Origin of the sequence: Paraburkholderia caballeronis (genome assembly GCF_900104845.1) — a bacterium.
GTDB classification, from domain to species: Bacteria; Pseudomonadota; Gammaproteobacteria; order Burkholderiales; family Burkholderiaceae; genus Paraburkholderia; species Paraburkholderia caballeronis.
In genome coordinates this window covers 1675235-1689939 of the sequence record NZ_FNSR01000002.1, presented here as the reverse complement: position 1 = coordinate 1689939, position 14705 = coordinate 1675235, and the positions used below count along the sequence as shown (strand labels likewise).

Below are 14705 nucleotides of genomic sequence, written 5' to 3'. Positions count from 1 at the left end.
CGCTCATGACTTCCGATGGCGCGATCCACCCGATTGATCCGGATGGCGAATCAAATCGACGCAGGGCTTTTTAGCGTGGCGCGGCGCCCGCTAGAACCGCCACCGCAACCCCGCCTGAAACGTCTGGCTCCTTGTGTTCGCAACGGGCAGGATCGCGTCGTAGTTCGCGTAGAACGACAGGTTCGGCCCGGCGCTCATCGTGACGCCGATGCCGGCGGTCAACTGGTTGCGCGACGGCGGCACGCCGGTCACCGGGAAGGCCGTGCCGTCCGCCGCGATCACGGTCATGCGGCGCGCGTTCGACAGCGTTTCATACGCATAACCGACGCGCAGTTCGGGCGTGATGTCGGTGCCGCCGCGGGTCGTGAACCGCTGCCCGAGGGCGAACCCGAAATACGGCTGGAAGCTGTCCGCGCTGCGGCTGTCCGCGCCGAGGTCGAAGCCGCCCGCGCCGGTATCGGTGAAGCCGCCTTCGGACAGGTGAACGTACTGGATGCCAACCTTCGGCGTCAGCGTCGCGCTGCCGCCCGCGAGGCCCGGAATCGCGAGCGGCATGCTCCACTGGCCCGCGAACGTCGCCTCGTCGCCGCCGTGGCTTTCGCGCGCGGTGCCGATCCCGGCGATGCCGCGTTCGGTGCGCATCCAGTCGTGCGCGTAACCCGCCGTCGCGGTGAAGAGGCTCGGGCCGAGCACGACGCCGCCGTACAGCGAGATTCGCGCGCTCTCGATCGAGCCGCTCGACGTCGAATGCTCGTCGACGCTGCTGTTCAGATAACCGCCCGCGACGCCGAGATACGCGTTGTCCGCAAACGGCTGGTCGTAACCGAGCAGGAACCCGCCGGTCGAGCCGGTGAAACCCGGCGCGCCGGCGCGGCCGCTCAATGACGTGAAGTTGCCGATGCCGCGAAACCATGCGCCGCGCGCGGCCGTGGGCAACGACTGCACCGCCGGCAACGGGCCGAACGCGCTGGCGTATTGCAGTTGGGGCGCGGGGTCTCCGAGTCCCGCGACCGGGCCGTCCGCGATGCCGGCGCGACGCTGGCCGATCCGGTCGAGCAGAATGCCGTTGATCTGCTGCGCGTTCAGCACCGCGATGCTGGTCAGCGCGGTATAGATCGTGTCGTTGTCCGGCGCGACGACGAGCGGCGGCGGCGGAAGGCTCGGCGACGACGGCGACGGCGTGCTGAGCCGCAGCGTCACGTCGGCGGGGTGGTAGTCGATCGACTGGGTGAGCCCGCCCGGGTTGCTGCCGCTCACGGCGGAAAACGTGCCGCCGACGCTCTGCGCGGTCAGCAGCTTGTAGCTCGTCGGGTTATAGGTGCCGGGCGCGAACAGCAGCGCGAGTTTGCCGTCGAGACTCGCCGCGCCGCCGACCTTCAGTTGCGACGCGCTCGCCGGATTCACCTCGATGGCCAGCGTGCCGCCCGCGTTCTGCGTGTAGTTGCCCGACACCGTCAGCGTGCCGATCGATCCGCCGGGCGCGACGGTGCCGCTCCGGTTCGCGAGATTGCCGCCGATCGTGCCGAAGCCCTTCAGCGTGCCGCCCGACACGACGACGTCGCCGCCGAGGCTCGCATCCGGCGCGGCATCCGTGCCGATCGCGAAGGTGCCGGCGGCCACGGTCGTCGTGCCGCCGAAGCGGCTGCTGTCGCCGGTCAGCGAGAACGTGCCGCCGCCCTGCCACACCAGCGCGCCGCTGCCGGTGAACGAACCGGCGAACGTCGTCGAGTTGCCGGTGCCGAAGTTCAGCGTGCTCGCGCCGACGTCCACCGTCGAGCCGGCGACGCCCGCCAGATCCTTCACGGTCTGGTTGCCGCCGGCGGTGACGTCGAACACCGCGCCGGCGGCGGTCAGCGTCACGCCGCTGCTCGCCGCGATCGAACCGCCGCTGCCGATCGCGAGCGTGCCGGCGTCGATCGTCGTCGCGCCGGTGTACGTGTTCGCGCCGGTCAGCGTCACGGTGCCCGCCGTGGTCTTGTCGAGCGCGCCGCTGCCCGCCAGCGACGCGCTCGCGGAACCGGACTGCAACGCAAAACCCGTCGAAGAAAACAGCGTGCCGTTGTTCACTTCGCCGCTGACGAGCGTGAGGCCCGCGTCCTGCGTCTGCGTGGTGCCGCCGAGGTCGAGCAGGCCGCCCGACACCGTCGTCGCGCCGCCGGCCGCGCCGAGCGTCCCCCCGCCGGCAAGCCGCAGCGTGCCGGCGCTGACCGTCGTGCCGCCGGTGTACGTGTTCGCGCCGCTCAACACCAGCGTGCCGAGATCGTCCTTGTCGATCCCGCCGCTGCCGGTCAGTTCCGATGCGATCGTCGCGACATAACCTGCCCCGTCCTCGGTGCCGTCGCCGACGCGGATCAGGTCGGTGCCGGCCGCGAGCGTGATCGGGCCGCCCTGAATCCGGTAGCCGTCGCTCGCGAACTGCATGCCGCCGGACACGACCGGACCAACGCTGGTGTCGACGGTCACCGTGCCGGGCGCGGCCGCGAAGATCGCGAACGCGCCGTTCGTGTACGGCACGTTGAGCGCGCCGTCGCTTGCGACCCAGTTGTCGTTGCCGGCCGCCGACTGCCAGACGCCGTCGCCGCCGTCGACCGCGCCGTTGTTGCGCGGGCTGCTCGCGCCGTCCCAGAAGTCCGCGGTGATGCCGGTCGTGTTCAGCAGGTTGACCTCGTTCGCGATCGACGTCTGGACCGCCGCCGTCGTGCCGGCGGGCAGCGCGCCGATCGAGAGGCCGTTGTTGGTCAACCCGCCGCCGTAGCCGATGATCCGGTAGATGCCGGGGTCGAAGCTGCCGACGGACGACGTGACGTTCAGCGTGCCGGCGAGCGTGAGATTGCCGCCGACGTCGGTCAGGTCGTTGAACGGGCCGCCGATCACGTTCGCCTGGCCGAAGTGATAGTCGAGCGTGGACGCGCCGGTCAGCGCGAGGTCGCCGCCGATCGTCAGCGTGCCGGGGCCGCCGCCGAGCCGCGCGTCGCCCGGCGCGAGCGTGCCGTCCGCGACGCTGACGTTGCCGCCGAGCGTCCCGCCGCCGCCGAGCGTGCCGCCCGACGAGGCAGTGGTCGTGCTGCCCGCGCCGCCGAGCGCGCCGCTCACCAGCAGCGCGCCGCCGGTCACGTTCGTCACGCCCGAGAAGGCGCTGCTGTCGCCGGTCAGGTTCGTCGTGCCGACGCCTGTCTGCTGGACCAGGCCCGCGCCCGAGATCGCGACGGCGCTGGTCAGCGTCGTGCCGGCGGCCGGGTCGAATGCCAGCGTTGCGTTATTGGTCACGTTGCCGGTGATCACGCCGTTCGTCGTGCCGTCGCCGAGTTGCAGCGTGCCGCCGCTGATCGTCGTGCCGCCTGCATAGGTGTTCGTGCCGGTCAGCACCAGCGTGCCGGTATCGGTTTTCGTGAGCCCACCCGCGCCGGATAGCGCGCCGCTCATCGTCAACGTCGTGGCCGCATCGACGTCGAACGTGCCGCCGTTCGCGTTCAGTGTGGTCGCGCGCGACGATGCAAAACTCGCGGTCGTGTTCAACGCGCCGCCGTTGAACGTCAGCGCGCCCGCTGCGCCGCCGAGATTGTTGTCGGCCGCGACCTGCAACGTACCCGCGTTGATCGCGGTGCCGCCGGTGTACGCATTCGCGCCGCCCAACACCGTGACGCCCGCGCCGATCTGCTGCACCTGACCCGTGCCTGAAATCACACTGGAATTCGTGGTCGTCGTGCTGGCGGCCGGGTCGAACGCGAGCGTTGCGTCGTTCGTCACGTTGCCGGCGAGCGCGCCGTTCGTCGTGCCGTCGCCGAGTTGCAGCACGCCCGCGCCGATCGTCGTGCCGCCGGTATAGGTCTGCGTGCCGGTGAACACCGTGGTCCCCGCGCCGATCTGCTGGACCTGACCGGTGCCGGAAATCAGACCGGGATTCGTCATCGTCGTACCGGAGGCGGGATCGAATGCGAGCGTCGCGTTGTTCGTCACGTTGCCGGTGATCGAACCGTTCGTCGTGCCGTCGCCGAGTTGCAGCACGCCGCCGCTGATCGTCGTGCCGCCGGTGTAGCTGTTCGCGCCGGTGAGTATCAATGTGCCGAGATCGTCCTTGTCGATCCCGCCGCTGCCGGTCAGCGCGGACGCGATCGTCGCGACATAACCAGTTCCGTCCTCGGTGCCGTCGCCGACGCGAATGAAGTGACCGCCCGCGGCCATCGTGATCGGACCGCCTTCGACCCGATAGCCGCCGATGGCGAACTGCATGCCGCCGGACACCACCGGACCGGCGCTGTTGTCGACGGTGACGGTCCCCGGCGTCGCCGCGAAGATCGCGAACGCGCCGCTCGTGTACGGCACGTTGAGCGCGCCGTCGCTTGCGACCCAGTTGTCGTTGCCGGCCGCCGACTGCCAGACGCCGTCGCCGCCGTCGACCGCGCCGTTGTTGCGCGGGCTGCTCGCGCCGTCCCAGAAGTTCGCGGTCACGCCGGTCGTGTTCAGCAGGTTCACCTCGGTCGCGATCGACGTCTGCACCGTCGCGGACGTGCCGGACGGCAACGCGCCGACCGTAAGGCCGTTGTCGGTCAGCGCGCCGCCGTAGCTGATGATCCGGTAGATGCCGGGGTCGAAGCTGCCGACGGACGACGTGACGTTCAGCGTGCCGGCGAGCGTCAGGTTGCCGCCGACTTCGGTCAGGTCGTTGAACGGGCCGCCGACCACGTTCGCCTGGCCGAAGTGATAGTTGAGCGTGGACGCGCCGGTCAGCGCGAGGTCGCCGCCGATCGTCAGCGTGCCGGGGCTGCCGCTGACGCTCGTGGTGCCGGGCGCGAGCGTGCCGTCCGCGACGCTGACGCTGCCGCCGAGCGTCCCGCCGCCGCCGAGCGTGCCGCCCGACGACACGCTCGCCGTGCTGCCCGCGTCGCCGAGCGCGCCGCTCACCAGCAGCGTGCCGCTGGTGACGCTCGTTGCACCAGCGAACGTGCTGCTGTCGCCGGTCAGGTTCGTCGTGCCCGTGCCGATCTGCTGGACCTGGCCCGCGCCGGAAATCGCGACGGCGCTGGTCAGCGTCGTGCTCGCGGCCGGGTCGAACGCGAGCGTCGCGTTATCCGTCACGTTGCCGGTGATCGCGCCATTGGTGGTGCCGTCGCCGAGTTGCAGCACGCCCGCGCTGATCGTCGTGCCGCCGGTGTAGCTGCTCGCGCCGGTCAGCACCGTCGTGCCGGTGCCGATCTGTTGCACCTGGCCCGCGCCGGCAATGACGCTGGCGTTGGCCATCGTCGTGCCGGCGGCCGGATCGAACGCAAGCGTTGCGTTGTTCGTCACGTTGCCGGCGACCGAACCGTTCGTCGTGCCGTTGCCGAGTTGCAGCGTGCCGACGCTGATCGTCGTGCCGCCTGTGTAGCTGTTCGTGCCGGTCAGCACCAGCGAACCGGCATCGGTTTTCGTCAGCGCACCCGCCCCGGAAATCACGCCGCCCATCGTCAACGTGGTAGCTGAGCCGACGCCGAACGTGCCGCCGCCGGCATTCAGCGTCGTCGCGCGCGACGACGCGAAACTCGCGGTCGTGTTCAACGTGCCGCCGTTGAACGTCAGCGCGCCCGCTGCGCCGCCGAGGTTGTCGTCGGCCGCGACCTGCAACGTGCCTGCGTTTAGCGTCGTGCCGCCGGTATAGGCATTCGCGCCGCTCAACACCGTGATGCCCGCGCCGATCTGCTGCACGTCGCCCGAGCCGGAAATCATGCCGGCATTCGTGGTCGTCGTGCCTGCGGCCGGATCGAAGGCGAGCGTCGCGTCGTTCGTCACGCTGCCGGCGATCGAACCGTTCGTCGTGCCGTCGCCGAGCTGCAGCACGCCACTGCTGATCGTCGTGCCGCCCGTGTAGGTGTTCGCGCCGGTCAGCACGGTCGTCCCCGCGCCGATCTGCTGGACCACGCCCAGGCCGGAAATCACGCCGGCATGGGACGTCGTCGTGCCGGTCGCGGGATCGAAGGCGAGCGTCGCGTTGTCGGTCACGCTGCCGGCGATCGCGCCGTTCGTCGTGCCGTCGCCGAGTTGCAGCACGCCCGCGCTGATCGTCGTGCCGCCCGTATAGGTCTGCGTGCCGGTGAACACCGTCGTCCCCGCGCCCATCTGCTGCACCTGGCCGCTGCCGGAAATCAGTCCGGGATTCGTCATCGTGGTGGCCGCGGCCGGGTCGAAGGCGAGCGTCGCGTCGTTCGTCACGTTGCCGGTGATCGAACCGTTCGTCGTGCCGTCGCCCAGTTGCAGCGTGCCGCCGCTGATCGTCGTGCCGCCCGTGTACGTGTTCGCGCCGGTCAGGACCTCGGTGCCGCTCGCCTGCACCAGACTGCCGGCGCCGCCGATCACGCCGGCGAACGTGTTCGGGCTCGCGCCGCCGTTCAGCGTCAGCGTGTCGTTGCCGGACAACGCGATGCTCGCGGCGGCCGTGCCGGTCAGGTTGTTCAGCGACTGCGAGAAGCCGTTCGTGTCGAACGTGCTCTCGACGTCGACCGCGCCCGACGACGCGATCACGTTCGCCGCATTCGCCTGCAACGTGCCGCTTTGCACGAGCGTCGTGCCGGTGAACGTGTTGCCCGCGTTCGACAGCGACACGACGTCGTTCGCCGCGATCACGAGATTGCCGGTCCCGGTGAGTTGCGCCGCGAGGTCGGCGTCCGCGCCGGTCGCGCCGGGGTCCTCGGTCAACGTCAGGCTCTGGCCGGCCTGCAGCGCGAGCTGGTTCAACTGGTAGCCGACATAGAGACCGTCATCGCTGGCGCCGGTCCCCAGCGCATAGTCGTATGTGCCGATCGCGACCACGTTGCCGTTCTGCTGCACGTTCACGTTCTGCGCGGCGCTCACGGCATTGCCGTTCTGATCCTCCAGCGCCAGGCCGCTGCCGGTGCCGGTCACGCTCGCGGCCGCGATCAGTTTCAGCCCGTTGTTCATCTGGCTCTGCTGGAACAGCGACAGGTCGCCCGACGGCGTCGGCACGGGCGGCTCGTACGGGTTCGGCACGTTGATCCGCACCGCGCCGCTGCCGCTGATGTCGAGCGCGCCGGTGGTGACGAGACTCGTCGCGACCTGCTGCGCGGGCGCGGTGCCGTCGAACACCGCGGTGCCGCCGTCGAACGTCAGCGCGCCGATGGTGTGGTTGCCGTCGCCGACCGTAGTCACGTTGCCCGCGCCGAGCACCAGCGTCGCGTTCGTCAGCGCGGTGGTATTGGCGCCCGCCAGCGCGAACGTATCGTTCGACAGCGTGGCCGTCCCCTGGAACGCGCTGCCGGCGGCGCTGCCGAACGAAAACGCCTGGCCGCCGCTGGACGCGGACAGCGCGCCCGATCCGGTCAGCGCATTGTTGAACGCAAACGCGCCACTGGTCGCGACGGTCAGGCCGCCGCCCGCCGCGACGTTGACCGTGCCGGTGCCGAGATTGGCCGTCGACGTCGTGCTCGCCGGTGCAACGGCCGCGTTGCCGGCGATCTGCCAGTTGCCCGCATAGGACGCGTTGCTGCCGGTGATCGTCGCGAGCGCCGATCCGGCCGCGACCGTGGTCACGCCGCTGCCGGACAGCGTGTTGGCGAAATTGCCGGCGCTGGAAAACGCGAGGCTCAGGCCTTGCGCGGTGTTGCCCGCCGCGGTGTCGACCGTCACGGTTCCCGTGCCGGCGGCGCTTGCGTTCGCCAGTTGCAGCGTGCCGGCGTCGATCGTCGTGCCGCCGGTGTACGCGTTCGTGCCGGACAGCACCGTCGTGCCGGCGCCGATCTGCTGGACCTGGCCCGCGCCGGAGATCAGACCGGAATTCGTCATCGTCGTGCCGGTTGCCGGGTCGAACGCAAGCGTCGCGTCGTTCGTCACGTTGCCGGTGATCGAACCGTTGGTGGTGCCGTCTCCGAGTTGCAGCACGCCCGCGCTGATCGTCGTGCCGCCGGTGTAGCTGCTCGCGCCGGTCAGCACCGTCGTGCCGATGCCGATCTGTTGCACCTGGCCCGTGCCGGAGATCGCGCTAGCGTTCGTCAGCGTCGTGCTCGCTGCCGGATCGAACGCGAGCGTCGCGTTGTTCGTCACGTTGCCGGTGATCGAACCGTTCGTCGTGCCGTTGCCCAGTTGCAGCGTGCCCGCGCTGATCGTCGTGCCGCCGGTGTAGCCGTTCGTGCCGGTCAGCACAAGAACGCCCGTATCGGTTTTCGTGAGCAGTCCCGCGCCGGAGATCGTGCCGCCCATCGTCAGCGTCGTGCCGGAGCCGACGTCGAATGTGCCGCCGCCCGCATCGAGCGTCGTCGCGCGCGACGACGCGAAACTCGCGGTCGTGTTCAGCGTGCCGCCGTTGAACGTCAGCGCGCCCGCTGCGCCGCCGAGGTTGTCGTCGGCCGCGACCTGCAACGTGCCGGCATCGATCGTCGTGCCGCCGGTGTAGGTATTCGCGCCGCTCAACATCGTGATGCCCGCGCCGATCTGCTGCACGTCGCCGGAACCGGAAATCACGCCGGCATTCGTGATCGTCGTGCCGGACGCGGGATCGAACGCGAGCGTCGCGTTGTTGGTCACGCTGCCGGTAATCGATCCGTTCGTCGTGCCGTCGCCCAGTTGCAGCACACCGCCGCTGATCGTCGTACCGCCGGTGTACGTGTTCACGCCGGTCAGCACGGTTGTTCCCGCGCCGATCTGCTGGACCTGGCCGGTACCGGAGATCGCGCCGGGGTTCGTCATCGTCGTGCCGGACGCGGGATCGAACGCGAACGTCGCGTCGTTCGTCACGTTGCCGGTGATCGAACCGTTCGTCGTGCCGTCGCCGAGTTGCAGCACACCCGCGCTGATCGTCGTGCCGCCGGTGTAGGTGCTCGCGCCGGTCAGCACCGTTGTGCCCGAGCCGATCTGTTGCGCCTGGCCGGTACCGGAGATCGCGCTGGTGTTCGTCAGCGTCGTGCTCGCGGCCGGGTCGAACGCGAGCGTCGCGTTGTTCGTCACGTTGCCGGTGATCGAGCCGTTCGTCGTGCCGTCGCCCAGTTGCAGCGTGCCCGCGCTGATCGTCGTGCCGCCTGCGTAGCTGTTCGTGCCGGTCAGCACCAGCGAGCCCGTATCGGTTTTCGTGAGCAGACCCGCGCCGGAAATCGCGCCGCCCATCGTCAGCGTCGTGCCGGAGCCGACGTCGAATGTGCCGCCGCCGGCATCGAGCGTCGTTGCGCGCGACGACGCGAAACTCGCCGTCGTGTTCAGCGTGCCGCCGTTGAACGCGAGCGTACCGGCAGCCGCGCCGAGGTTCGCGTCGGCCGCGACCTGCAACGTGCCGGCGTTGATCGCCGTCCCGCCCGCATAGCTGTTCACGCCGCTCAACACGGTGATGCCCGCGCCGATCTGCTGGACCTGGCCGGTGCCGGAGATCTCGCTCGCGTTCGTCAGCGTCGTGCCGGACGCGGGGTCGAACGCCAGCGTCGCGTTGTTGGTCACGTTGCCGGTGATCGAGCCGTTCGTCGTGCCGTTGCCCAGTTGCAGCACGCCGGCCGAAATGGTCCACGGCGTCGAGTCGGACGTGGAGCCGATCAACTGCCATGTGCTCGCGCCGGTTTTCTGGAAGCCCGAAAACCCCTGAAACACCGTACCGATCTGCGACAGCGCGAACACCGTCGACACCGACGTGCCGGCCTGATTCGCGGACACGTTCGTCGCGTCGCCGCCGAGGATCAGCGTGCTGGTGCCGCCGGTGCTGACGACGTTGCCGACGAAGCTCCAGCCCAGTTGCAACTGGAGGCTGTTGGCGCCGCCGGTGAAAGCGATCGCGTTAGCGCGCGTGCTGCTGTCTCCGGCTGTGCCGCCGGAGATCGTGCCGCCGTTGACGATCTGCAGATTCGCACCCTGCACGCCGACACCGCCGGCCCCGAGCACGCCCGTGCCGGTCCCGCTGCCGTTGCCGCCGGTGGCGCCGCCGTTGCCGCCTTGCACGATGCCGGTATTGGTCAACGTGAACGACGAGCCGGTGACGCCCGCGCCGCCGTTCCCGCCGCTTCGGCCGGTGCCGGCCTGGGCTCCGCTGCCGCCCGCGCCGCCGTTGCCGCCGGTGATGGAAAAGCTGTTCGTGACGTTGACGCCGCTATCGACGAGACCCGAGCCGCCGCCGCCGCCGAAACCCGCCCCGCCCGACGACAATGCCGTGCCCCCGCTGCCGCCAGCCCCGCCGCTGACGTTGGCCGCAGTGCTCGTGCTGCCGCTGCCCGATAGCACCGCACCGGCTCCGCCGCCGCCGCCGCTGCCGCCATCCGCGCCGGCCAGCAGCGAGTTGCTGGTGGCGTTGCCGCCGTTTCCGCCCGCGCCGCCGGTCATCACGCCGGTTACGCCGTTCAGCGTGGCGCCGACGAAACCGTCACCGCCGCCGCCCCCGCCGCCCCCGCCGAGACCCGCGACGCACAGGCCGCATGACGCGTTGCCGCCCGCGCCGCCGCCAACGCCGGCCGGGTTCGCGGCGGTGCCGGCGGCCCCGCCCGAGCCGCCGCCGCCCGGACTGCCGCCGCCGGTCGCGGTGCCGCTGCTCCCCGCGCCGCCGGTGCCGGTCGCGCTGCCATTCCCGCCGGCGCCGACGTTCGCGCCCGTGTTCGCGCCGCCGACCCCGCCCACGCCGCCGCCGCCGCCCGCGCCGCCGTTGATGCCGCTCGATCCGCCGAGCGCGGCGCTGTTGGGGCCGCCCGCGCCATCCGCATACGCAGGGCCGGCGGCGAGCATGAACGGAAAGGCAGCGGTCGTCGCGACCAGCAGCCGGCACGAAAACGAAAACGGCCTGCCGGTTGCGGGCGACTTGTGATCGACGGGATACCGGCAGTGGACGGCGTCGGATTCTTCCTGCGTGGAGGGGTTCGAGTCGATGCAGGATCGGGATTGACGAGACTCGTCTAACCGATAGGACAGCAAACATTTACCGGCGCTCGCCAGGGCCATTTCTTGTCCGCCTTGTCTCTTCACCACCTGACCGGCGCCCGACGGGGACCGGGCCGAATGTGAACGAGCCTTCGCGTGCGCGGCCTCGCTTGACTCCGCTTTCGTTTTTCCTCGCGCCGCTCAAAAAAGCCAAACGAAATGGCGGAATGCCCGCTGACCTGTTCGCCGTTATCGAACCAGCCAGAACGTCTGATAACTACGCTACGCACGCAAACCCGTCACGCATATCAAGTCCTTTTTTCACGCACCATTATGTATAGCACGCAAAACAGGAAACGCTTTTCTGGCTGCGAATCAAGCGTTAAAGCGATTTACCGCTGCTTCAGGTTTTCGAACGTTAATTTAGTAATTCCGCCAATACAATTATTGTCGGAATAATAGACTGCTGGTTATGCGGGAAATGGCGGGCGCCGACAGGAATTCGGCGCAGAGGCGCTGCGGATATTTTTTATTGCATGAATGCGCGAAGGAAATCGAAGCGACCCGTTCGCGCATGGCCGTGCGCATCGGCACGGCCATGCGTGAGTCACACCATCGTCAACCGCTTCAGATCGGCGTCGACACCGCCTCGCCGGCGAAATGCCTCGCCGCGTTGTCGAGGAAGTTGCGCACCGAAGCGTCCATCGACTGCGGCGACATCCCGCCGACGTGCGGCGTCAGCACCACGTTGTCGAGCGCGAGCAGCGCCTGCGGCGGATGCGGCTCGCCCTCGTACACGTCGAGCGCCGCGCCGCCGAGCGTCCCCTCGCGCAGCGCGTGAGCGAGCGCGGCCGTATCGACGACGCTGCCGCGCGCGACGTTCACGACGAACCCGTCGGGGCCGAGCGCATCGAGCACCGCGCGATCGACCATGTGCCGCGTCTCCGGTCCGCCCGGCGTCGCGATGACGAGAAAGTCGCACCACCGCGCGAGTGCCAGCACCGAATCAAAGTAGCGGCTCGTCACGCCTTCGCGCGGCTTGCGGTTGTGATAACCGGTCTCGATGTCGAACCCCGCCGCGCGCCGCGCGACCTTGCGCCCGATGTTGCCGAGTCCGAGCACGCCGAGCCGCCGACCGCAAACGATCGGCCGCATCGGCAGACGGTCGCGCCAGATGCCGTCGCGGCACGCGGCGTCGAAGCGCGGCACCGAACGCACGGCCGACAGCAGCAGCGCGAACGCGTGATCGGCCACGCAGTCGTCGTTGGTGCCCGCGCCGTTCGACAACACGATCCCGCGCGCGCGCGCCGCGTCGCGCGCGATGTTCTCGTAGCCGGCGCCGAACGCGCTGACGAGTTCGAGCGCCGGCATCCGGTCGATCTCGTCGGCAGTCAGCCCGGTCGTGCCGTTGGTCAGCACCACCCGCACCGCGTCGCCGCGCGCGGCGATAGTCTGCGCGCGCGAGGCCGCATCGGGCGCATACAACACGTCGAATTGCTCCGCGAGCGCCGCCCGGTAGGGGTCGGCAAGCGGAATCAACAATAGCAGCAACGGCTTCATGCGGGGCGGTCCTCGATGGTCGGGTTGGAATATGAAGCTTTTATACGGCGGTCACGTAGCGCCGCGCCGGCGGTTCGGGCCGCGGCGCGGGCGGCTCGTTGATCGCGCGCACGCGCCGCAGCTCGTCGGTCGGGCTCAGGCCGAACAGCCGCTTGAACTCGCGGCTGAACTGCGATGCGCTTTCATAACCGACGCGCGTCGCCGCCGCGCTCACGTTGAGTCCGTCGTGCGTGATCAGCAGGCGCGCGTGATGCAGCCGCGTCGTCTTGACATACTGCATCGGCGACGTGGACGTGACGGCCTTGAAATGCGCATGGAACACCGCGAGGCTCATGCCCGCCTCGCGCGCAAGTGTATCGACGTCGAGGTCGCCGCGATAGTCCGCGTGGATGCGGCGCAGCGCCTTGGCGATGCGGCCGAAGTGATGCTGGTGCGTGAGCGCCGCGCGGATCGCGTCGCCCTGCACGCCTGTCAGCACGCGGTAACAGATCTCACGTACGATCGAAGGTCCGAGGATCGGTGCGTCGCACGGCGACGCCAGCGCCTCCAGCAGACGCAGCACCGCGTTGCCCAGTTGCGCGTCGAGCGGCGTCGCGTAGATGCCGCTCGGTTCGGACACCGCACTGCCGCGCGTGTCGTTCAGCGCCATCAGCAGTTCGGCGACCATCGTCAGATCGACGCGGATCGAGATCGCGAGCAGCGGCTTCTCCGGGCTCGCCTCGGTCTCGCACTCGAACGGCAGCGGCACCGACAGCACCAGGTACTGCTGCGCATCGTAGATATACACGTCGTCGCCGAGAAAGCCGCGCTTGCGCCCCTGGCAGACGATCACGATGCTCGGCTCGTACATCACCGGCGTGCGCGGATACGCGCGGCTCGACCGCAGCAACTGCACGCTGTCGAGCGCGGACGGCGTCACGCCGTCCTGCAGCGTCAGCGCCGTCAGCAGTTCGACCATGCGCTGCTGCGCGGCGGCGTCGGGGTCGGCGGCAGCGGGCGGCGCCGCAGTCGCGACGGCGGCGGCGAAGGAAACGGAGGTCATGACGTTGGCATTCCGATTGCAGAGAATCAGGCTCGAAATCTAACACCGTTCCCGTATGGCCGCTCGACGCCAGGAGAAACAGGCAAACCTTCGATAGCTTCAGGTATTCCCTGGGTCAACGGCGATCCTTACGATGGGAACCCTGCCGCAACACCGTTTTTTCACTCCAGCTTTCAGGAGCCTTCATGTACCAGACTTACGGATATGCCGCGCAAGACGCCGGCTCGCCGCTCGCCCCGTTCGAATTCCAGCGCCGCGACCTGCGCGAACACGACGTGCGTATCGACGTGCTGTACTGCGGGGTCTGCCACTCCGACCTCCATCAGGCTCGCAACGAATGGCGCAACACGCTGTATCCGGTCGTGCCGGGCCATGAGATCGTCGGCCGCGTCGTCGAGACCGGCTCCGGCGTCACGCGCTTCAAGACTGGCGAACTGGTCGGCGTCGGCTGCCTCGTCGATTCGTGCCGCAGCTGCCCGAGTTGCGCGGAAGGCCTCGAACAGTATTGCGAAAACGGCTTCGTCGGCACGTACAACGGCGTGGACCGCGTGAGCGGCGACGTGACGTTCGGCGGCTACTCGACGATGCTGGTCGTCGACGAGGCGTTCGTGCTGCGCGTGCCGGAGAACCTCGATCCGGCCGCCGCCGCGCCGCTGCTGTGCGCGGGCATCACCACCTATTCGCCGCTGCGCACGTGGGGCGCCGGCCCCGGCAAGAAGGTCGGCATCGTCGGCCTGGGCGGCCTCGGCCACATGGGCGTGAAGATCGCGGCCGCGATGGGCGCGCACGTCGTGCTGTTCACGACGTCGGCGTCGAAGATCGAGGACGCGAAGCGCCTCGGCGCACACGAAGTCGTGATCTCGAAGGACCCGGAGCAGATGCAGGCGCACGCCAACAGCTTCGACCTGATCGTGAACACGGTCGCCGCGCAACACGACCTGAACCCGTTCATCGAACTGCTGCGCCGCGACGGCACGATGGCGCTGGTCGGCGCGCCGGAGCACGATCACCCGTCGCCGCAGGTGTTCAACCTCATCATGAAGCGCCGCCGCCTCGCGGGGTCGCTGATCGGCGGCATCGCGGAAACGCAGGAGATGCTGGATTTCTGCGGCAAGCATGGGCTCACGTCCGACATCGAGATGATCAAGATGCAGGACATCAACGGCGCCTATGAGCGGATGCTGAAAAGCGACGTGAAATACCGCTTCGTGATCGACATCGCGACGCTGAAGCAGTAAGCCGAACGGCAACGACGAGACCCTGACCCACCGGGCCGTCCGTTCCGGACGGCCCA

At 69.3% G+C, this 14705-nt stretch carries 4 protein-coding genes; 1 reads left to right on the top strand and 3 read right to left on the bottom strand.

All coding sequences use genetic code 11. From position 1 onward, the window contains the following. Window positions 1–90: 90 nt before the first annotated feature. The 3 genes from BLV92_RS24025 to BLV92_RS24015 form a co-directional block, all read right to left on the bottom strand. Window positions 91–10677 (bottom strand): autotransporter-associated beta strand repeat-containing protein, encoded by a 10587-nt coding sequence (locus tag BLV92_RS24025; RefSeq protein WP_244283901.1) that lies wholly within the window; start codon window positions 10675–10677, stop codon window positions 91–93. Window positions 10678–11436: 759 nt separating this feature from the next. Further along, entirely contained in the window at window positions 11437–12369 is a 933-nt protein-coding gene (locus tag BLV92_RS24020) for a 2-hydroxyacid dehydrogenase (protein ID WP_090549875.1), read from the bottom strand. Window positions 12370–12409: 40 nt separating this feature from the next. Next, a complete protein-coding gene (locus BLV92_RS24015; RefSeq protein ID WP_090549872.1) occupies window positions 12410–13411 on the bottom strand; it encodes an AraC family transcriptional regulator in 1002 nt (333 codons plus the stop codon). A 185-nt stretch (window positions 13412–13596) separates the two neighbouring features. Between BLV92_RS24015 and BLV92_RS24010 the strand changes: the two genes are divergently transcribed. Then, window positions 13597–14649 (top strand): NAD(P)-dependent alcohol dehydrogenase, encoded by a 1053-nt coding sequence (locus tag BLV92_RS24010; RefSeq protein ID WP_090549870.1) that lies wholly within the window; start codon window positions 13597–13599, stop codon window positions 14647–14649. Window positions 14650–14705 lie beyond the last annotated feature (56 nt).